Source organism: Rathayibacter tanaceti (assembly GCF_009834165.1).
Lineage (GTDB): Bacteria > Actinomycetota > Actinomycetes > Actinomycetales > Microbacteriaceae > Rathayibacter > Rathayibacter tanaceti.
The window spans coordinates 2,623,137-2,642,820 of sequence record NZ_CP047186.1; the positions used below are offsets into that span (position 1 = coordinate 2,623,137).

The window sequence follows — 19,684 nt, forward strand, 5'->3', positions numbered from 1 at the left end:
ATCTTCAGTGACACCCCTGACTCCGCGTGCAGCCGCCACCACCGGCCGCACGACCCCCACGGAGCCATCGACGAGAGGACCCCATGCTCCGACCCCGCCATGCTCCGTCCGTTCCTCTCGCCGCGCTCGCGCGGACGCTCGAGGTCGAGAGCGACGACGCCTCGTCCGCCGCGATCAGCGGCGTGACCCTCATCGCCTCCGATGTCGAGCCGGGTGACCTCTTCGTGGCCCTGCCCGGCGTGCACCGCCACGGTGCCGACTTCGTCGAGCAGGCCGCCTCCCGCGGCGCCGCCGCCGTGCTCACCGACCCGGTCGGCGCGGGTGCCTCGCGCGCGACCGGCCTGCCGGTGCTCGTGGTGGAGGAGACGCGCTCCCGCCTGGGCGCCGTCGCCGCCGCGGTCTACGGCACCGCTGAGCGCTCCCCGGTGCTGCTCGGAGTCACCGGCACCAACGGCAAGACCTCGACCGTGCACATGCTCGAGGGGATCCTGCGGCAGCTGGGAGTCGTGCCGGGCCTGAGCTCGACGGCCGAGCGCCACATCGGCGACACCTCCGTGACCAGCGGTCTCACGACCCCCGAGGCGACCGAGCTGCACGCGCTCGTCGCCCGCATGGAGGAGGAGGGAGTGGGAGCTGCGGCCATCGAGGTCAGCGCGCAGGCCCTCACTCGCCACCGGGTCGACGGAGTGGTCTTCGACGTCGCGGGCTTCACGAACCTCAGCCACGACCACCTCGACGACTACGGCGACATGGAGACCTACTTCGGCGAGAAGGCGCAGCTGTTCCAGCCCGAGCGCGCGCGCCGCGCGGTCGTGTCGCTCGACTCGCCCTCGGGCGCCCGGTTGCGCGACACCGCCGGCATCCCGGTGACCACCGTCACCTCGCTGCCGGGAGTGGACGCCGACTGGACGGTGACCGTTCTCGAGCAGGAGTTCGGCCGCACCGGGTTCCGGATGCAGAACCGCGAGGGGCGGGCCATCACGACCTCGGTCCCGATCATCGGCGCGCACATGGCCGCCAATGCGGCGCTGGCGATCGGGATGCTGATCGAGGCCGGCTGGCCGATCGGCGAGATCCGTGCAGCCCTGCACCGCGACGGCGGAGTCGACGCCTCACTCCCCGGGCGCACCGAGCGCGTCTCCGGCGATCGCGGGCCGACCGTCTACGTCGACTTCGGGCACAGTGCCGACGCGTTCCAGCGCACGCTGGAGGCGGTCCGCGAGGTCACTCCGGGTCGCGTGATCATGGTCTTCGGGGCCGACGGCGACCGTGACGCGCTCAAGAGACCGGCGATGGCCGAGGCGGCCGTGACCGGGAGCGACGTCCTGGTGATCACCGACCACCACCCGCGGTTCGAGGATCCCGCCTCCATCCGCCGCACTCTCGTCGAGGCAGCACTCGCCGCCCGGCCGGACGCCGATCTGCACGAGGTGGACGACCCGAAGCGGGCGATCCGTGTCGCCGTCTCGCTCGCGCACGAGGGCGATGCGATCCTCTGGGCGGGTCCCGGCCACCAGAACTACCGCGACATCCTCGGGGTGCGCACGCCGTACTCGGCCCGGGCGGAGGCGCGTGCCGCGTTGCGCGAAGCGGGCTGGGCCGACGAGGTGGTCCCGGCGCACCTCTGACGTCGTCAGCGACGGACCTGAGATACCGCTCAGGCTCGCCGCCGCCCCTGTCGCGAACCTCGCACGCGGTGTAACTTTGCGCAGCACGCAACGTTTGCGGCGGAGAGCCGTGCCTGGGCGCGTCCGCCAGACAAGGGGACCACCGTGGCCGAATCCGCCTCCACTCCATCCGCTGCGACCGCGACGCCCTCCGGCGCCGTGATGTCGCACCGGCAGATCCTGTTCGTGATCTTCGGACTCATGGCGGGGATGTTCCTCTCCTCCCTCGACCAGACGATCGTCGGCACCTCGATGCGCACCATCGCGGACGACCTCGACGGACTCTCGCAGCAGGCGTGGGTGACCACCGCCTACCTGATCGTCTCGACGATCGCGACGCCCATCTACGGCAAGCTCTCGGACATCTTCGGACGCCGACCGCTCTACCTGATCGCGATCGTGCTGTTCCTGATCGGCTCGACGCTCGCCGGTTTCGCCACCTCGATGCTGGGCCTCGCCGGCTTCCGCGCGGTGCAGGGCCTGGGAGCGGGCGGCCTGATGTCGCTCGCCCTCACGGTGATGGGCGACATCCTCCCGCCGCGTGAGCGCGCGAAGTACCAGGGCTACTTCCTCGCCGTCTTCGGTATCTCGAGCGTCGTCGGCCCGCTGATCGGCGGCCTGCTCGCCGGCACCCCCGAGATCCTCTTCATCACCGGCTGGCGCTGGGTGTTCCTGATCAACCTGCCGATCGGCGCCGTCGCGCTCTTCATCGTGGTGCGCTTCCTTCACCTGCCCAAGCCCGCCGGGGAGCGCTCGGTGCGGATCGACTGGTGGGGCGCCTCCCTCGTCGTCGTCGCCGCCGGACCGCTGCTGCTGATCGCTGAGCAGGGCCGCGAGTGGGGCTGGGGATCGCCGATCGCCTGGGTCTGCTACATCGTCGGCGCACTGGGCATCGTCGGCTTCATCGCGGCCGAGCGGATGATGGGCGACGACGCGCTGATCCCGCTCAAGCTCTTCCGCTCCCCCACCTTCTCGATGGCGACCGTGCTGGGCGTGCTCGTCGGCTTCGGGATGTTCGGCGGCATGATGGCGATCCCGCTCTACCTGCAGCTGGTCAACGGAGCGACGCCCACCGAGTCGGGGTTCCTGATGCTGCCCATGATCCTCGGCCTGATGATCGCCTCGATCGTCTCGGGCCAGATCATCTCGCGCACCGGCCGCTACCGCGCCTTCCCCATCGTCGGCACCTTCCTGATGTCGGCCGCCTTCTTCTACTTCACCTTCGCCTCGATCGACAAGCCGGTGATTTTCATGATGGGCGGGATGCTGCTGCTCGGCCTCGGGCTCGGCCAGATGATGCAGACGCTCACCCTCGCATCGCAGAACTCGGTCGACGTGGCGAACATGGGAGTCGCGACCAGCGCCTCGACCTTCTTCCGACAGATCGGCGGCACCCTCGGCACCGCCGTCATCTTCTCGGTGCTGTTCAGCCGCATCCCCGAGACGATCGCCGCAGCCTTCAGGAACCCCGCGATCACCTCGGACCTCCAGCGGGCCGCGGCCGATCCGAGCATCGCTGCCGACCCCGCGAACGCCGGGATCCTGAAGCTTCTCCAGTCGCAGGACACCGCGGCGATCGGTTCAGCGCTCGACGGCGACACGTCGTTCCTGACGACCGCCGACCGGGCGCTGTCCGCGCCGTTCCTGACCGGCTTCAACGACGCGACCGTCACCGTCTTCCAGGTCGCACTCGGAGTCGTGCTCCTCGCCTTCGTCCTCTCGTGGTTCCTGAAGACCCCGCCGCTGCGGGCCAAGTCGGCCATCCAGGAGGCGCACGACCTCGCAGAGGACAGCGCCGCCGAACTGCGCCGGACCGATCCGCAGCTCGCTGCGCGAGCCGGCGCCGACCTCGCTGCCGGCAGCATCGAGCCGGACGTGCGCACCGACTCCGTGCCCATCACCGCGCCGAAGGACGGTCACGGCGCCCACCGGGCCTGAGCGCGCAGGATTCCGCGGCGGGCGGGGCACGGCGAAGCGCTGTCGAGTCCTGCGAGAGAGCGCTCCACCGACGCCCTAAGATGGTCGGAGAGCCGCCGAAGGAGCCCGCAATGAGCGTCGCCAGCACCCCCTCCTCTTCCGTCACACCGAACCTCTCGGAGCAGGTCGCGAAGGCCGACCGCCTCGCTCTGCGCGACTGGCCCGCCGGGTTCCTCTGGGGGTCGGCGACGGCCGCCGCCCAGATCGAGGGAGCCGGCCACGAAGGCGGCAAGGAGGACAGCATCTGGGACGCGTTCTCGCGCGTCCCGGGAGCGGTCGCCAACGGCGACACCCCCGAGGTAGCGGTCGACCACTACCACCGGATGCCCGCCGACGTGCAGCTGATGAAAGAGCTGGGGTTGGGCTCCTACCGCTTCTCGGTGAGTTGGTCGCGCGTGAAGCCGGGCGACGGCCCTGTGAACGGCGAAGGCCTCGACTTCTACTCGCGACTGGTCGATGAGCTGCTCGGCGCCGGGGTCCTCCCCTGGCTGACCCTCTACCACTGGGACCTCCCGCAGGCCGTCGAGGAGGCCGGCGGCTGGGCGAACCGCGACACCGCCGAGCGCTTCCGGGACTACGCCGAGGCCGTCTACGAGAGCCTCGGCGATCGGGTCCAGCACTGGACCACCTTCAACGAGCCGTTCTGCTCGACGCTGCTCTCCTACGGAGCCGGCGTCCACGCGCCCGGAGTGATCTCGCAGCAGGCCGCGCTCGCCGCGGTGCACCACACCCACCTCGCGCACGGGCTCGCGGTCTCGACCCTGCGTCAGCTCGGCGCTCAGAACCTGGGCATCACGCTCAACCTCTCCAATGCGGTGCCGGACGACCCCGAGGACGAGGCCGACCTCGACGCAGCGCGCCGCTTCGACGCTCTGCAGAACCGCATCTTCCTCGACCCGCTGCTGCGCGGCGAGTACCCGGAGGACCTGCTCGCCGATGTCGCCGGCCTCGGGCTGGACGAGCTGATCGTCGACGGCGACCTCGACCTGATCTCGCTCCCGCTCGACTTCCTCGGCGTGAACCACTACCACGACGACAACGTCTCGGCCCACCCGCTGCCCGCCGGCGCCGACGACTTCGCCCAGGCGACCGACCGCGAGGTCGGCTCTCCGTGGGTCGGCTCGGAGTTCATCACGTTCCCCTCGCGCGGGCTCCCGCGCACGGCGATGGACTGGGAGGTGAATCCCGACGGTCTGCGCTACCTGCTGACCCGCCTCGGGCTCGAGTACGAGAACGTGCCTCCGCTCTACGTGACCGAGAACGGCGCCGCCTACGACGACACGGTGGTCGACGGACGAGTGCACGACCTCGACCGGACCCAGTACGTACTCGACCATGTCGAGAAGGTCGCCGACGCGATCGATGAGGGCGCCGACATCCGCGGCTACTTCGTGTGGTCGCTCCTCGACAACTACGAGTGGGCCTGGGGCTACGAGAAGCGGTTCGGGATCGTCCGGGTCGACTACGGCACGCAGGAGCGGATCGTGAAGGACTCGGGCCTGGTCTACTCGCGCCTGCTCGGCGGCAGTGCCGCAGCGGCGCTGGACTGAGCGGTGAGCGAGGGAACGGGTCTGCGCGGCGGGGGGCGCTCTCCGACCCTCGAGATGGTCGCCGCGCGCGCCGGAGTCTCGCGCGCGACCGTCTCGCGGGTCGTCAACGGAGCGCCCCAGGTCGCCGTCGAGATCGTGGCGGCCGTCGAGAAGGCGATCGGCGAGCTCGACTACGTGCCCAACCATGCGGCTCGGATGCTCGCCTCGAGGAGGACCCAGTCGATCGCGCTGGTCGTACCGGAATCGACGGCGCGCGTCTTCGCCGACCCGTTCTTCGCCTCCATCGTCCAGGGAGCGGCGATGCGCCTGGCCGACACCGACTACACGCTGTCGATGCTGATCGCCTCCGAGACCTCCGGCGAGAAGACCCGCCGCTACCTCCTCGGCGGCAACGTCGACGGCGCGCTCGTGGTCTCGCACCACTCGGGCGACCACTCCTACGCGGCCCTCTCCGACTCGCTGCCGGTCGTCTTCGGCGGGCGGCCGCTCTCGCCGGAGGAGCGCGGCTCGTACTTCGTCGACGTCGACAACGCCGACGGTGCGGCCGTCGCCACTGCGCACCTGATCGAGCGGGGACGGCGTCGCATCGCGACCATCGCGGGGCCGGCCGACATGCCTCCGGGGGTCGACCGCCTGATCGGCTGGCGCGGCGCCCTGAGCGACGCCGGTCTCGCCGACGACCTGGTGGAGTGGGGCGACTTCTCGCCCGCCAGCGGGACCGAGGCGATGCGCCGCCTCCTCGCCCGCGACCCCGGTCTCGACGGTGTCTTCGCCGCCAACGACCAGATGGCGGTGGGCGCGTACGTCGCCCTGCGCGAGGCCGGCCGACGCATCCCGGAGGACGTGTCGGTGGCCGGCTTCGACGACGACCTCTTCGCGCGGAACGCCGTGCCCGCGCTGACCACGGTGCGCCAGCTCGCGGACGAGCTCGGCGCGCGCATGATCGAGCTGCTGACCGCCCGGATCGAGGGCCTCCCGGTGGAGCACCGCACGCTGATGCCGACGACGCTCGTGGTCCGCGCGAGCAGCTGAGGCCTGCCCGCGAGATTCCAGGAGTCGTCGCAGTCGGCGCCGGGTGCGACGACGTCGGGGCTCTCGCGAGCACCGGACTGCGGGGAGCGTCACGGTCGCCGGCCGCGGGCCTCGGGAGCAGCACGCAGCTCGACGATCGTCCGCGCCCGGCCGCCGGCCAGACCCTCCGCGCGGACGACCACGATGATCCGGCCCGCACGACGACCGGCGAGCAGCCGCTCGCGGTCGCGGGAGAACTGGACATCGTCCGTCCGGTGCTGTCCGCCGTCGTGCTCCGATCCACGTCGACGCCGCTGCCGTGCCCGGGAGACCGTGCCGCTCGGCTCCGTCGGTCTCCGCGAGGGTGTGACCGATCACGCCGCGAGTCCTCGGGGGCCGGTGCCGCCTCGTCGCAGCGAGGTGGATCGGATCGTCCTCTCCGGGTCGCGTCGGCAGCGCCTCGGCGGCGATCAGGTGGGAGAGGAGCTGCGAGGACCGACGCGCCGAGGCAGGTGGGCGAGCGCTCGGTCGAGAGGGGAGACCGGCATCACGCGCGGGCGCACCCTGTGGACAGGGCTGGCCAGGGAGAGCGCTCAGCTGCGCGTCCGTCGGCCCGGAGCGGAGCGCCGCGTGCCGGGTGGAGGCTCCGAGAGCAGTGCTGGACATGCCGCCACTCTGGCGGACACGCACCCTCCTCCGGCTCGTGCGATCCGCTACCGGTGGAAGAACCGCCGATCCCGCCTCTGTGGAGGAACCTCACGGGGCGGGGCGGGCCGGGGCGAGGCGAGGCGAGGCGGGGCCGGGCGGGGCGGGGCGGGGCGGAGCCAAGGTCGAGGCCGGCCCGCCTCAGAGGAAGAGCGGCGCCGGGTCGAGCGCGGCGAAGCGGCGCCGCATCACCGCGACGGCATCGGCGTGCTCGTCGACGAGCACGAAGCGGCGGCCCAGCGCGTGCGCGACCGCTCCGGTCGTGCCCGAGCCGGCGAAGAAGTCGAGCACGGCGTCGCCCTCGCGGCTCGACGCCTGCACCATGCGGCGGAGGATCCCCTCCGGCTTCTGCGTCGGATAGCCGGTCTTCTCGCGGCCGGTCGGCGACACGATCGTGTGCCACCACACATCCGTCGGCCGCTTGCCGCGCTCCGCCTTCTCGGGAGTGACCAGGCCGGGTGCCATGTACGGCTCCCGGTCGACCGCCGCGGAGTCGAAGTGGTAGCCGCGCGGATCCTTCACGTAGACGAGGATCGTGTCGTGCTTGGTCGGCCAGCGGCGGGTGGCCTTCGCTCCGTAGTCGTAGGCCCAGATGATCTCGTTCAGGAAGCACTCGCGGCCGAAGAGCGCATCGAGCAGCACTTTGGCGTAGTGCGCCTCGCGGTAGTCGAGGTGCAGGTAGAGGGTGCCGTCGTCGGCGAGCAGCCGCCACGCCTCGGCCAGGCGCGGCTCGAGGAACGACCAGTAGTCCTCGAAGCGGTCGTCGTAGCGGAGCAGATCCCCGCGGATCCGCTCGTAGCTGCGGCCCTTGAAGCCCGCGATCGTGCCGGTCGTCGAGCGCACCGATGTGGTCGAGGTGCGCACCTGCGCCCGCCCGGTGTTGAAGGGCGGATCGAGGTAGACGACCGTGAAGGCCCCGTCGGGCAGATGCGGCAGGACCTCGAGGTTGTCGGCGTGGAACACCGCGCTCCGTGTCTCCGGGACGCCGTCCGCGATCTGGATCGTCCTGGGCACCCGTCGATTGTGCCAGTGCGAGCGGACCCGGCGACACGTCGGCGAGTCGCGGGGGGCTCCAGGCGGCACCCAGGAGACCCCCGCGTAGAGTGGCGCGATGGTCTCAGAGGTGCGTCACGACGCGGACGGTTCCCGGTACACGCTGTGGGTCGACGGCGAGAACGTCGGGATCGCCGACTACGCCGTCCGCGCCGGCGACATCGTGTTCCTGCACACCGAGATCGCGCCGGAGCACCGCGACGCCGGCCTGGGCGCGACCCTGGTCGAGGCGGCCCTGGACGACGCGCACGAGCGGTTCGGCTCGAGGATCGTCCCCGCCTGCCCGTTCGTCGCCGACTTCATCGCCGGCCACCCCGACTACCAGGAGCTCCTCGCGAGCTGAACCCGGTCGGGCTCAGGGCACGCGCCGCAGCCACTCCGGAGTCGAGTACTTCGTGCGCACCAGCTCCTCGGCCGCTGCGTACTCCTCGTCGCTCAGAGACCCCGCCTCGCCCCCGTGCAGCTGCACGAACGTCGCCGTCATCCGCTCGATGATCTCGGCGCGGCTCAGCCCGGTCTGGCTGCGCAGCGGATCCACACGCTTCACCGCGGAGGCGATGCCCTTGTCGGAGAGCTTCTCCCGCCCGATCCGCAGCACCTGCACCATCTTCTCGGCGTCGATGTCGTAGCTCATCGTCACGTGGTGCAGGACCGCACCCGAGCCGAGGCGCTTCTGCGCGGCTCCGCCGATCTTCCCCGAGGGCGAGGTGATGTCGTTCAGCGGCTGGTAGACGGCGTCGATCCCGAGCGACTGGAGGGCGCTGACGGCCCACTCGTCGAGGAAGGCGTAGGAGTCGGCGAAGGTCAGGCCCTGCACCAGGTCGCCGGGCACGGAGAGTGAGTAGGTGACGACGCTCCCCGCCTCCATGAACATCGCGCCTCCGCCCGAGACGCGTCGGACCACCTCGATGCCGTACTTCTGGGCGTTGTCGAGGTCGACCTCGTTGCGCAGCGACTGGAAGCTGCCGATGACGACGGCCGGCCGGTCCCACTCCCAGATCCGCAACGTCGGCTCGCGGCGGCCCTCGCCGACGGCGGCCGTGAGCACCTCGTCGAGGGCGAGGTGCATGGCCGGGGACACGGCCCGGTCGTGGACGATCCGCCAGTCGTAATCGCGCCAGCTCGTCGCCTTCTGCAGTGAACGGCGGATCGCGACCGCCACGGCCTCGGGAGTGAAGCCCAGGAGCACCGCATCGCTCGGCAGCGCCTGCCGGATCGCCGCGGCGATCGACTTCGCGTCGGTCTCGACCGGCAGCCCGACGACAGCCCGGTCGATGTCGGCGAGCGCCGTGTCGGGCTCGAGGAAGAAGTCGCCCGCGAGCCGGAAGCCCGCGAACCTCCCGTCGACCACGTCGAGGTCGACGACCACGAGCTTTCCGCCGGGGACCTTGTACTCGCCATGCATGACGCCAGCCTAGGCGCGAGCAGGGCCCGCGAACCGCTCGTCCAGCCACTCCACCAGATCAGCGGTGACGTCGGCGCGGTTGAGCTCCTGGAACAGCTCGTGCCGCGCCTCCGGGTACACCCGCACCGAGACGTCGGTGTAGCCGGCGCGCCGGCGGTAGGCGTGGGCGAGAGCGCGCACCGAGCGCTCCCCGCCGAGCGTGTCGTCGGTGCCGACCAGCAGCAGCAGCGGCAGCGCGGGCGCGCCGCGGCGAGCAGGACGCCCCAGTAGCCGCAGGGTCTCGACCGGTCCGATCCGCTTCGCGAGCGGCGTGGTGAAGGTGAGGGGGTCGTCGTGGAACCGCTGCCACACGTCCTCGTCGCGCGAGAGCCACTCGAGGCCCAGCCCGCCGGGCACGCGGTGCCGCCGGGCGAGGTCGCCCGCGTTCATGTAGCCCGGGAGGCGGTAGGCCGTGCCGCTCAGCACGAGCGCTGCGTAATCGGTCGAGTGCCGGTCGACGATCCGCTGCGCCATCAGCGAGCCCCAGGAGTGGCCGAGCAGCACGATCGGCACGCCCGCGCTCTCGGCGGCGACCTCGCACGTCAGCCGGCGGATCGCCGCCTCCGTCGCGCGCAGGCCGCCCGGGCCGAGCAGCCCCAGTCGTGAGGGGTCGCCGCCGTGCTGCTCGAGCCCGGTCCGCCCGTGGCCGCGGTGATCGTCGGCAGCGACCGCGTAGCCCGCCGCGACGAGTGCCTCGGCGAGCTCGACGTAGCGTCCCGAGTGCTCGCCGACTCCGTGCGCGATCTGCACGATCGCCCGGGGTCTCGGATGCGGCCACCAGCGGTAGTGGATCGTGATGCCGTGCGCATCCTCGAAGGTCCTGTCGACAGCGGTGCCGGGCATGGGCTCCAGTGTGGCCCAGCGGCCGCTCGGCGCCCCACCGGCGCCGCGAACTGAGAGGATACTCACGATCGCGCGGGAGACATCCTGCGCCGGGTCCGGGATCGCTACCGTTTTACAGACGAGCGAGACCCCGCGACCGTCCCCATCCCCTTCTCGAACGAGGCCTGCCCCTTCATGACCGTGTCGCCCCTGATCTGGACGCTGACGATCGTCTTCATCGTCCTGCTCCTGCTCTTCGACTTCTTCTTCCACGTCCGCAAGGCGCACGAGCCCACTCTGAAGGAGTCGGCGCTCTGGTCGGCGCTCTACGTCGGCATCGCCGTGCTGTTCGGGCTCGGCGTCCTCGTCTTCGGCGGACCGACCCCGGGCTCCGAGTACTTCGCCGGCTACATCACCGAGAAGGCGCTCTCGGTCGACAACCTCTTCGTGTTCCTGATCATCATGGCGAGCTTCAAGGTCCCGCGCGCCGACCAGCAGAAGGTGCTGCTCTTCGGCATCGTCTTCGCGCTGATCGCCCGCACGGGCTTCATCTTCCTCGGCGCCGCGCTGATCAACTCGTTCGCCTGGGTCTTCTACATCTTCGGCCTGATCCTGCTGCTCACCGCCTTCAACCTGGTGAAGCCGGGAGACGACCATTCGAGCGACAACGTGATGGTGCGCCTGGCCAAGCGGATCTTCAAGACCAGCGACCAGTACGACGGCGACAAGTTCTACACGCACATCGACGGCAAGAAGGTCCTCACGCCGATGATCCTGGTCATGGCGGCGATCGGCGGAACGGACATCCTGTTCGCGCTCGACAGCGTTCCGGCGATCTTCGGCCTGACCAGCGACGTCTTCCTCGTCTTCACGGCGACCGCGTTCTCGCTGCTGGGCCTGCGTCAGCTCTACTTCCTGATCGACGGGCTGCTCGACCGCCTCGTCTACCTCAGCATCGGCCTGGCCGCGATCCTCGCCTTCATCGGCGTGAAGCTGATCCTGCACGCGCTCCACGAGAACAACCTGCCGTTCATCAACAACGGCGAGCACGTGGAGGTCTTCGAGATCGGCACCGGACTCTCGCTGACCGTCATCGTGGGCGTCCTGGTCGTGACGGTGATCGCCTCCCTCGTCAGCCCGAAGGGCCGCCGCATGGCCGCCGAGGCCGCTGAGCGCCGCCGCGTGGCCGAGGCCACGGACGCCGACGTGGACGCCACGCACTGAACCGTCTGCACAACGAAGGCTGGGACGCCGTTCCAGGGCCGCAGGGCCCGGAACGCGGGTCCCAGCCTTCGTTATGACGTCAGCGAGCGCGGTACCGGTGCTCCGGGCGACCCGTGGAGCCGTAGCTGAGGGTCATCTCGACGAGGCCGCGCCCGGCGAGACCCGAGAGGTAGCGCTGAGCGGTGGCGCGAGAGATACCGGCCCGCTCGGCGACCTCGAGGGCCGAGAGCTCTACTCCCGACTCGGCCAGACGCGCCAGGACCAGCTGCTCGGTCGCCGAGCGCGACGGCTGGGCGGCCGCGGCGTCGCCCGAGTGCAGGATCCGCAGCGCCCGCTCCACCGCCTCCTGATCGGCCGCACGGTCATCGCGGAGCACATTGCGGAAGCGGACGTAGGCGTCGAGCCGCTCGCCGAGCAGCCGCGCCTCGAACGGCTTGATCAGGTAGCCGAGGGCGCCGGCGTGCAGGGCCCGCCGCACCGTCGCCCCATCGGAGGCGGCACTCACGACGAACGCATCGGTGTCGAGCTCGCGCAGCAGCGAGATGCCGCTCTGGTCCGGCAGGTGCACGTCGAGCAGGAGCAGGTCGGGCGAGTGCTCGGCGACGGCCGCTCGCGCTGCTCGGGCCGTGTGCACCGGAGCGAGCGCGGTCAGACCCTGCCGGGCCTCCACAAGATCCGCGTGCAATTGCGCGACACGGAAGTCGTCGTCGACCACCAGCACCGTGCGCTCCCGCGCCGTGTCCGCGCTCATCGTTCGTCGCCGTCGTGATCGGGAGGCCGCACCGCTCCGGGGAGGCGCGCGCAGAGCACGGCTCCCGACTCCGCTCCGCCGGGGTCGGCCAGCCAGACCTCGCCCCCGCGGCGTGCCGCGACCTCGCGACAGAGCGGCAGTCCGAATCCGCGTCCGTGCACGCGGCCGTCGTCCTCGGCCGGGTCTACCCCGGTGCCGCGATCGAAGAGCGACTCCGGATCGGCGACGCCGTCTCCCGAGTCGGCGACCGTCACGAAGAGAGCGTCGCCGTCGTCGAGCAGTTCGACCTCGACGAAGCGCACGTCGCGCCGGCCCTCGACGGCCGCGCGCACGGCATTGTCGACCAGGTTACCGACGACCGTGGCGACATCCTCTGGCTCGACGACCGTGCCGCGCACCAGCGTCTCCTCGCCGAGCGTCAGGAGCACCCCGCGCTCGGCGGCCTCGATGCCCTTCGCGCCGACGAGCGCCTGGAGGTAGGGCTCCTGCAGGCGGTCGGCGTGCTGCACCGGATACTTCAGCGGTCCTCGGGTCAGCACCTCGCCGAGGTAGTCGCGGGCCGACTCCGTGCGCCCGGCGTCGAGGAGTCCGGCGACCACGTGGAGGCGGTTCGCGAACTCGTGGCGCTGCACGCGGAGGGCATTGGTCATGGCGCCGACCGCATCGAGGCGCCGGCTGAGCGCGGCGAGGTCGGTGCGGTCGCGCAGCACCACGACCACGCCCAGGTCGCGGTCGCCGCGGGTGACTCTCCGGATGTCGACGTACACGATGCGAGAGCGCACGACGAAGCCCTCCTCGCCCGCGACGCGCGGCGGCTCCTGCGCGTGCAATGCCGCTCCGATCGCGTCGGCCAGCGGGGTGGGCAGGGCGAGCTCGGCGAGCGGGAGGCCGTGCAGCGCACGCCCGGTCGGATCGTCCGAGCCGAGGATCGCGGCGGCGCGGGCGTTGCAGACCCCCACGCGGCCGTCGCGGTCGAGCGCGAGCACTCCTTCGTCGACGCCGTCGAGCACGGCCGCCTGATCCTGCACGAGGGCGGTCAACTCCTCCGGGGCGAGGCCGAGCGTCAGCCGCAGGAGGCGCCGGCGGATGAAGACGGACGCGACCGCGGCGAGCACGAGGCCCGCGAGCGCTGCGGCGAGCACGCCCAGCAGCGCGGTCGGCAGATCAGTGAAAACGCTGGAGCGCGCGAAGCCGATGCTGACCTCGCCGACGACCCGCTCCTCTCCGTCGGCGAACACCGGAACCTTGGCCCGCGCCGACGCGCCGAGCGTGCCGGTGCCCCATGAGACGCTCTCTCGGCCGGCCAGCGCCTCGTCGGGACTCGTCGACACGCGCTCGCCGAGCCGGTCCTCCTCGGGGTGCGCGAGGCGGATCCCCTGGTCGTCGGTGATCACGACGAAGAGCGCGCCCGTGCGCTGCTCGACTGCGGCGGCCACGTCCTCCAGCGGGCCCCTGCGCAGTTCGTCGACCGTGGGCGGGCCGGGCTCGGTGGAGGAGGCGGTGACGGCGTCGCGCACGTCCGGGTCCTCGGCGACGGTGCGCGCGATGGCGAGCGCCGTCTTCTCGGCCTCGCCGCGCAGCTGCTGGACGCTCAGCGCTGTGACCAGTCCGGCGCACACCAGCACGGCGGCCGAGACGGTCGCGAGCTGGAGGACCAGCACGTGGGTCGCGAAGCGCATCGCCTCTCCTCGCCGTCGTCGTGCGCAGAATGCGCAGAACCCACACTATGCGCAGATGTCGTCGTAATGAGCGATACCCGGGCGCCGAGCGCGCGGCTCCCTAGGGTTTCCAGGACCCCCGGCCGGACTCTCGCCGCGCCCGGGCGGAGGCACCGGACGAAGGAGTCAGCTGTGTTGGTAGTACTCGGATTCACGATGATCTTGGCCTTCATGGCCCTGATCATGACCAAGCGGCTCACGCCGATGGTCGCTCTGATCGTCGTCCCGACGATCTTCGGCCTCTTCGCCGGAGCCGGCCTCGGCATCGGCGACATGGTCCTGGAGGCGATCGGCAGCCTCGCACCGACGGCGGCCCTGCTGATGTTCGCGATCATGTACTTCGGCATCATGATCGACGTCGGGCTCTTCGATCCGCTGATCCGCTTCATCGTCCGCGCACTCGGCGACGACCCGGCGAAGGTCGTGCTCGGCACGGCCCTGCTCGCCGGCGCTGTCTCGCTCGACGGCGACGGCTCGACCACCTTCATCGTCACCACCGCGGCGATGCTGCCGATCTACCTCCGGCTCGGGATGAACCCCGTCGTGCTCACCTGCGTCGCGGGCCTCGCGAACGGGACCCTGAACATCGTGCCGTGGGGAGGCCCGACCGTCCGCGCCGCTGCCGCCCTCCAGGTCTCGCCGAGCGACATCTTCGTGCCGATGCTGCCGTCCCTCGCGGTCGGCCTGGCCGTCACCCTCGTCTTCGCCTGGTTCCTGGGCCTCGGTGAGCGCCGCCGCCTCGGCTCGCTCGCACTGGCCGAGCCGATGCTCGAGCCCGAGCTCGTCGGCGCGCCGGTGAGGGCGCCGCGCACCGGCGGCTTCGCCGCCCTCACCGGAGGCATCCGCACCGTCGCCCGCGAGCGCTTCTCGTTCCTCCGCGGCCCGCAGTCCCTGCGCGGAGCCCAGGTGGCGGTCGCCGCCCGAGTGCAGGCCGACGACGCCGACACTGCAATGGCCGACACGATGCTCGACCCCGAGCGCGAGACGCTGCGTCCGAAGCTGATCTGGGTCAACCTCGTGCTCACCCTCGCGGTGATGACGCTGCTGGTCGCCGACGTCCTGCCGCTGCCGTTCGTCTTCATGGTCGGCTCCGCGATCGCGCTGCTGATCAACTTCCCGACGATGAAGGACCAGGCCTCCGAGATCGTCAAGCACGCGCCGAGCATCGTCGGCGTCGTGTCGATGGTGCTCGCCGCGGGCGTGCTCATCGGCGTGCTCAACGGCACCGGCATGGTCGACGCGATGGCGGAGTGGGTCGTCGCGGTCATCCCGCCGACCCTCGGCCCGTTCCTCGCGGTGATCACGGGCGTGCTGAGCATCCCGATGACGTTCTTCATGTCCAACGACGCCTTCTACTACGGGATCCTCCCCGTGCTCTCCGAGAGCGCGGCCAACTACGGCATCTCGCCGGTCGAGATGGCCCGCGCCTCCATCACCGGGCAGCCCGTGCACCTGCAGAGTCCGCTGGTTCCCGCGATCCTGCTGCTCGTCTCCCTCGCTGCGGTGAACCTCGGCGACCACCACCGCAAGGTACTCTGGCGCGCGGTGATCGTCTCGCTGGTGATGCTGGCGGTGGGAGTCGTCGTCGGCTCGATCCCGTTCGGCTGATCCTGCCCTCTGACGACGTCGGGCGGTCCTCGTACGGGGGCCGCCCGACGTCGTTCCGTCGGCGGGGTCAGGAGGAGCTGCGGGCGTCGATCGTCCCGGTGCTCGTGCGGGCCCCGGAGTAGACCTCGCGGTCGATCTCGCCGTCGGCGTGCGCCACGAGCATGGCCACGAATGTGTCGCCGTTGACGTTCAGGAACGTGCGGAAGATGCCGGTGAACCAGTCGACCGCGATCAGCAGGCCGACGGCCTGGATCGGCAGACCGAGGGTCCCCGCCAGGAAGAGCGCGACGACCGGGAAGCCGCCCGGCACCGTGATCGTGCCCATGTTCAGCAGGATCGCCAGCCCCATCCCGAGCAGGACCTGCGCGGGCGAGAGGGCGACGCCTCCGGCCTGAGCGAGGAAGAAGACGACGATCGTGTAATTGAGGACGGCACCGTAGGAGCCCATCGTCAGACCGATCGACAGAGTGAAGTTCGCCACCCGACGGCTCACCCCCACCTTCTCGACCGTGTCGCGCAGCACCGTCGGGTAGGTGACCGCCGAACTCGTCGTCGTGATCGCGATGAGGGTCTGCTCGGCGAGCTTGCGCGGGAGGCGACGCGGATCGAGTCGCGTGCGCAGGCTGACCACAGCCACGAACACCACGGTGAGCAGCACGACTCCGAGCAGGGTCGTCCCGAGGTACGCGAGAGCGGTGGTGACCACCGCGACGCCGACCTGACCGGCGAGCACGGCGAGCAGCGCGAAGACTCCGAGCGGAGCGATCCGCATCACGAGGCGGATCAGCACGAGCAGCACCTCCTGCAGCTGCTCGAGGCCCTTGAGCACCAGGGTGTTGCCGGTCGACGAGACGTAGACGTTCAGCGCGATGCCGAACAGCAGCGAGAAGACGATGATCGGCACCATCGTGGCGGTCGACATCGAGGCGACGATGTTGGTCGAGAAGAACCCGAGGATCGTGTCCTGCCAGCCCGCCGCCTCCGACGCCGACTGCTCCAGCGACGGATCGAGCGAGCCCGAGAAGGTCGCGCCCGCTCCGGGCTGGAGTGAGAGGCTGAGGGCGACCGCGACGACGGCCGCGACGAGAGAGAAGCCGATCATCCAGCCGAACGTCCGCACGGCGAGACGACCCGTGCCCGCGCCTCCCATCGACCCGGTGGCCACGATGACCGACGCCATGACCAGCGGCACGATCGCCATCTGGATCAACCGGATGAAGATCTGCCCGAGGAACTCGAGGTTGCCCGCCCAGTCGCCGACGACGAGGCCGAACACGACGCCGGCGATCGCCGCGATGCCGATCTGAGCGGCCGGATGCTGGAGGACTCTGAACGTCATGGGACTCCGTAGGCGAGAGGCCGACCCGGGGCGAGCCGACGCGGGAGCACCACTCAACTGCACCGGTGTTGCAGCACCGCTACTCCGGTGTTTCGGCAGCATTAACCCGCGCGGGCGGCGTCAGCGCAGCAGCGGAGCCAGGTTCTCGTTCCACACGTCGGCGCCGACCTTGAGGATCAGCGCGCCGACCACCACGAGGAAGGCGACGCGGATGAAGCGACTCCCCCGCGCGACAGCCATCCGCGAGCCGAGGTACGCGCCGGCGAGATTGGCGACACCCATGACCAGGCCCAGGAGCCAGATCACGTGGCCGCCGGGGATGAAGTAGAGCAGTGCGCCGATGTTGGTCGCGACGTTGACGATCTTGGCCTTGGCGCTGGCGAGCAGGAAATCGTAGCCGAGGGCGGTGATCAGCGCGATGATCAGGAAGGTCCCCGTGCCGGGGCCGATCAGTCCGTCGTAGAAGCCGATGAGGAGTCCGAGCACGGCGGCCGTGACGAGGTGCCGACGGCCCGCGTGCTTGAGCACGGTGACGCTCCCGAGCGCCGGGCGCGCGATCGTCACGACGGCGACGACGATCAGGGCCACGACGATGATCGGCTTGAAGACCGCGGCGGGGAGCAGACCCGCGAGCGTCGCGCCTCCGTAACTGCCGGCGAGGGCGACCGCGGCCATCGGCAGCGCGGTGCGGAGGTCGGGCCTGGCGCGTCGGAAGAACGTGACAGCGCTGGTGGTCGTGCCGAACACCGAGGCCAGCTTGTTGGTGGCCAGCGCCTGCACCGGCGAGATCCCCGGTACGAGCAGGAGGGCGGGGAGTTGGAGCAGGCCGCCGCCTCCCACCACTGCATCGATCCATCCGGCGGCGAAGGCGGCGAGGATCATCAGCGCGAGGACGGGGAGGCCGAGGTCCTCGGTGAAGGTCAGCATCGAGGGAAGCCTACGACTCCGCGGGTCGCCGGGGCGCCGTCGGAGGCGGGGCGACCCGACAGGAGGACCTCGTCGCACTGCCGCCTACGCCTCCCGCAGCTGCTCCGCAAGTCCCTGCGGTCGCCGCACCACCGCACCTACGGTCGGAGCATGGACGCACAGGAGATCCGCTGGAACGACGAAGCCCGCGACAAGATCCTCGAGGACTCCGACCGGGTCCTCCGGGAGGCCGTGCTCGACCTCGCCGGGAGCAGCAGGGGCGAGCCCTGGGAGGACGTCTTCGCCGAGCTGAACTCCCGGCTGAAGGACCGTTTCATCGACTTCGAACCCGGACCCGACCTCCGCAAGTACGCGGAGGCCGTCTCGGCCGGGGAGATCGAGACCGGATCGTGAGCGGCCCCGGCGACGACCCGACGCTCGGCGACGAACTCGCCTCGATCCGCGCCCTCGGCGAGGGCCGCCGCGGCGAGGCGGCGGAACCCGATGAGGTCGAACTCTCGTCCGAGCAGACCGAGGACATCGAGGCGGAGCTCAGAAGCGCCGGCGAGGACTGAGCCGGCCCCCGGCGGAAGGCCCGCTCCCCATGGAGGGAGCGGGCCTTCCGCGTCTCCGGCGAACGCCTAGGCCGAGAGGCGCTCGTAGTCGGTGTAGCCCTCGGCCCCGCCGCCGTACACCGTCGCCTGCACGACCTCGTTCTCGGGGTGCCCGCCCTGCCAGCGCTCGGCCAGGTCGGGGTTGGCGATGGCCGGACGCCCGACGGCGACCGCGTCGGCGTGGCCGTCCGCGATCAGCGAGGTCGCCTCCTCGCGGCTGGTCGGCGAGCCGAAGCCGCTGTTGGCGACGAGGACGCCGCCGAAGCGGGAGCGGAGGTCCTGCACGAACTCGCCCGCCGGCTCGGCGTGCAGCACGCTGAGGTAGGCGAGCCCGAGAGGGGCGAGCCCGTCGATGAGAGCCTCGTAGGTGGCGCGCACATCGTCCGCGTCGGTCTCGAGCACGTCCTGGATGTTGTGGCTGGGCGAGACGCGGATCCCGACGCGGCCGGCTCCGATCTCGTCGGCGATCGCGCGGGTCACCTCGATCGGGAACGAGGCACGGGCGGCCGGCGATCCGCCGTAAGCGTCGGTGCGCACGTTCGAGGCGGGCGAGAGGAACTCGTGCAGCAGGTAGCCGTTGGCGGAGTGCACCTCGACACCGTCGAACCCGGCGTCGACCGCGAGGCACGCTGCCGCGACGAACTCGTCGCGGATCGTCGCGAGCTCCTGCGTGGTGAGGGCATGAGGAACCGGGAACGGCTGCATACCGCCCGGCGTGCGGACCTGTCCGTCGATGGCGATCGCGCTCGGAGCGACGATCCGTTCGGTGCCCGTGATGGCGGTGTGCGAGACGCGGCCCGCGTTCATGATCTGCATGACGATGCGCCCACCGGCGGCGTGCACAGCGTCGGCCACAGCGCGCCAGCCCTCGGCCTGCTCCGGGGTCACGATGCCCGGCTGACCCTGGTAGCCCTTCGACTCGGCGCTCGGGAACACTCCCTCGCTGATGAGAAGACCCAGGCTCGCGCGCTGCGCATAGTACTCGGCGACGATCGGGCCTGGAACGCCCTGCTCGTCCGAGCGCAGGCGCGTCATGGGCGCGAGCACGAGTCGGTTGCGGAGGTCGAGGTCGCCGGCTGTGAGGGGGGAGAACGGATCCACGGGATCGCCTTTCTTCGGAGGGAGCGTCGTGCGCAGACGCCGCGCACTCCCGATCGCAACGGTCGCCGGTGCTCGACCATTCCTCCTCCCGGCGTTCTCCCATCCCGCTCGACGGTGTCCGGCCGCTCTGCGGGTTCGGCACGTGCCCGCCCCGGGCCCGCTCGACGGCGCCCGGGCTGTCTACACTCGGGAGG

At 70.9% G+C, this 19,684-nt stretch carries 17 protein-coding genes; 9 read left to right on the top strand and 8 right to left on the bottom strand.

Translation table 11 applies throughout. The features are described 5' to 3' along the window. The first annotated feature begins 83 nt into the window (after positions 1-83). From GSU10_RS12380 to GSU10_RS12395, 4 genes are all read left to right on the top strand, one after another. Positions 84-1,628 (top strand): Mur ligase family protein, encoded by a 1,545-nt coding sequence (locus GSU10_RS12380; RefSeq protein WP_068212807.1) that lies wholly within the window; start codon positions 84-86, stop codon positions 1,626-1,628. A 201-nt stretch (positions 1,629-1,829) separates the two neighbouring features. Then, positions 1,830-3,605, top strand: coding sequence for an MDR family MFS transporter (locus tag GSU10_RS12385; RefSeq protein ID WP_068212810.1), 1,776 nt, complete (start codon positions 1,830-1,832; stop codon positions 3,603-3,605). 110 nt (positions 3,606-3,715) lie between these two features. Beyond that, positions 3,716-5,194, top strand: a complete 1,479-nt coding sequence (locus tag GSU10_RS12390) for a GH1 family beta-glucosidase (protein ID WP_082845265.1) — start codon at positions 3,716-3,718, stop codon at positions 5,192-5,194. Positions 5,195-5,248: 54 nt separating this feature from the next. Further along, positions 5,249-6,226: a LacI family DNA-binding transcriptional regulator gene (locus tag GSU10_RS12395; RefSeq protein WP_132505558.1), complete on the top strand. Its 978-nt coding sequence runs from the start codon at positions 5,249-5,251 to the stop codon at positions 6,224-6,226. 825 nt (positions 6,227-7,051) lie between these two features. On the opposite strand, the gene GSU10_RS12400 is transcribed toward GSU10_RS12395, so the two are convergent. Beyond that, positions 7,052-7,924 carry a DNA-methyltransferase gene (locus GSU10_RS12400; RefSeq protein ID WP_132505512.1) on the bottom strand — a complete coding sequence of 291 codons (873 nt, stop codon included), beginning with the start codon at positions 7,922-7,924 and terminating at the stop codon, positions 7,052-7,054. Positions 7,925-8,021: 97 nt separating this feature from the next. Here GSU10_RS12400 and GSU10_RS12405 point away from each other — a divergent pair, with 97 nt between their 5' ends. Further along, the gene (locus GSU10_RS12405; RefSeq protein WP_068211937.1) at positions 8,022-8,306 is read left to right on the top strand and encodes a GNAT family N-acetyltransferase; all 285 of its coding nucleotides are present in this window, start codon (positions 8,022-8,024) and stop codon (positions 8,304-8,306) included. A 12-nt stretch (positions 8,307-8,318) separates the two neighbouring features. Here the strand turns inward: GSU10_RS12405 and lplAB are convergent, their stop codons facing one another. Both lplAB and GSU10_RS12415 read right to left on the bottom strand, forming a co-directional pair. Continuing rightward, entirely contained in the window at positions 8,319-9,368 is a 1,050-nt protein-coding gene (gene lplAB, locus GSU10_RS12410) for a lipoate-protein ligase LplAB (RefSeq protein WP_068211939.1), read from the bottom strand. A 9-nt stretch (positions 9,369-9,377) separates the two neighbouring features. Further along, a complete protein-coding gene (locus tag GSU10_RS12415; protein ID WP_068211941.1) occupies positions 9,378-10,250 on the bottom strand; it encodes an alpha/beta fold hydrolase in 873 nt (290 codons plus the stop codon). A gap of 174 nt (positions 10,251-10,424) precedes the next feature. Here GSU10_RS12415 and GSU10_RS12420 point away from each other — a divergent pair, with 174 nt between their 5' ends. Then, positions 10,425-11,453, top strand: coding sequence for a TerC/Alx family metal homeostasis membrane protein (locus GSU10_RS12420; RefSeq protein ID WP_082845202.1), 1,029 nt, complete (start codon positions 10,425-10,427; stop codon positions 11,451-11,453). 79 nt (positions 11,454-11,532) lie between these two features. Here the strand turns inward: GSU10_RS12420 and GSU10_RS12425 are convergent, their stop codons facing one another. After that, positions 11,533-12,204, bottom strand: a complete 672-nt coding sequence (locus GSU10_RS12425; RefSeq protein ID WP_068211942.1) for a response regulator — start codon at positions 12,202-12,204, stop codon at positions 11,533-11,535. Continuing rightward, entirely contained in the window at positions 12,201-13,883 is a 1,683-nt protein-coding gene (locus GSU10_RS12430) for a sensor histidine kinase (RefSeq protein ID WP_068211944.1), read from the bottom strand. The genes GSU10_RS12425 and GSU10_RS12430 overlap by 4 nt, the downstream gene beginning before the upstream one ends. Positions 13,884-14,078: 195 nt before the next feature. Here GSU10_RS12430 and GSU10_RS12435 point away from each other — a divergent pair, with 195 nt between their 5' ends. Continuing rightward, a complete protein-coding gene (locus tag GSU10_RS12435) occupies positions 14,079-15,530 on the top strand; it encodes a CitMHS family transporter (protein WP_241972930.1) in 1,452 nt (483 codons plus the stop codon). A gap of 67 nt (positions 15,531-15,597) precedes the next feature. On the opposite strand, the gene GSU10_RS12440 is transcribed toward GSU10_RS12435, so the two are convergent. Beyond that, entirely contained in the window at positions 15,598-16,869 is a 1,272-nt protein-coding gene (locus tag GSU10_RS12440; protein ID WP_068211946.1) for a dicarboxylate/amino acid:cation symporter, read from the bottom strand. A 120-nt stretch (positions 16,870-16,989) separates the two neighbouring features. Next, positions 16,990-17,796: a TSUP family transporter gene (locus GSU10_RS12445; RefSeq protein ID WP_068211947.1), complete on the bottom strand. Its 807-nt coding sequence runs from the start codon at positions 17,794-17,796 to the stop codon at positions 16,990-16,992. A gap of 150 nt (positions 17,797-17,946) precedes the next feature. Here GSU10_RS12445 and GSU10_RS12450 point away from each other — a divergent pair, with 150 nt between their 5' ends. Further along, on the top strand, positions 17,947-18,189 hold the full coding sequence (locus GSU10_RS12450) for a hypothetical protein (RefSeq protein WP_068211949.1): 243 nt from the start codon (positions 17,947-17,949) through the stop codon (positions 18,187-18,189). After that, on the top strand, positions 18,186-18,350 hold the full coding sequence (locus tag GSU10_RS12455; protein WP_158286129.1) for a hypothetical protein: 165 nt from the start codon (positions 18,186-18,188) through the stop codon (positions 18,348-18,350). Before GSU10_RS12450 ends, GSU10_RS12455 begins: the two co-directional genes overlap by 4 nt. Before the next feature lie 66 nt (positions 18,351-18,416). Here GSU10_RS12455 and GSU10_RS12460 read toward each other — a convergent pair whose 3' ends face one another. Then, complete coding sequence (locus GSU10_RS12460) at positions 18,417-19,490, bottom strand: alkene reductase (RefSeq protein WP_132505518.1); 1,074 nt, start codon at positions 19,488-19,490, stop codon at positions 18,417-18,419. Positions 19,491-19,684: the final 194 nt, after the last annotated feature.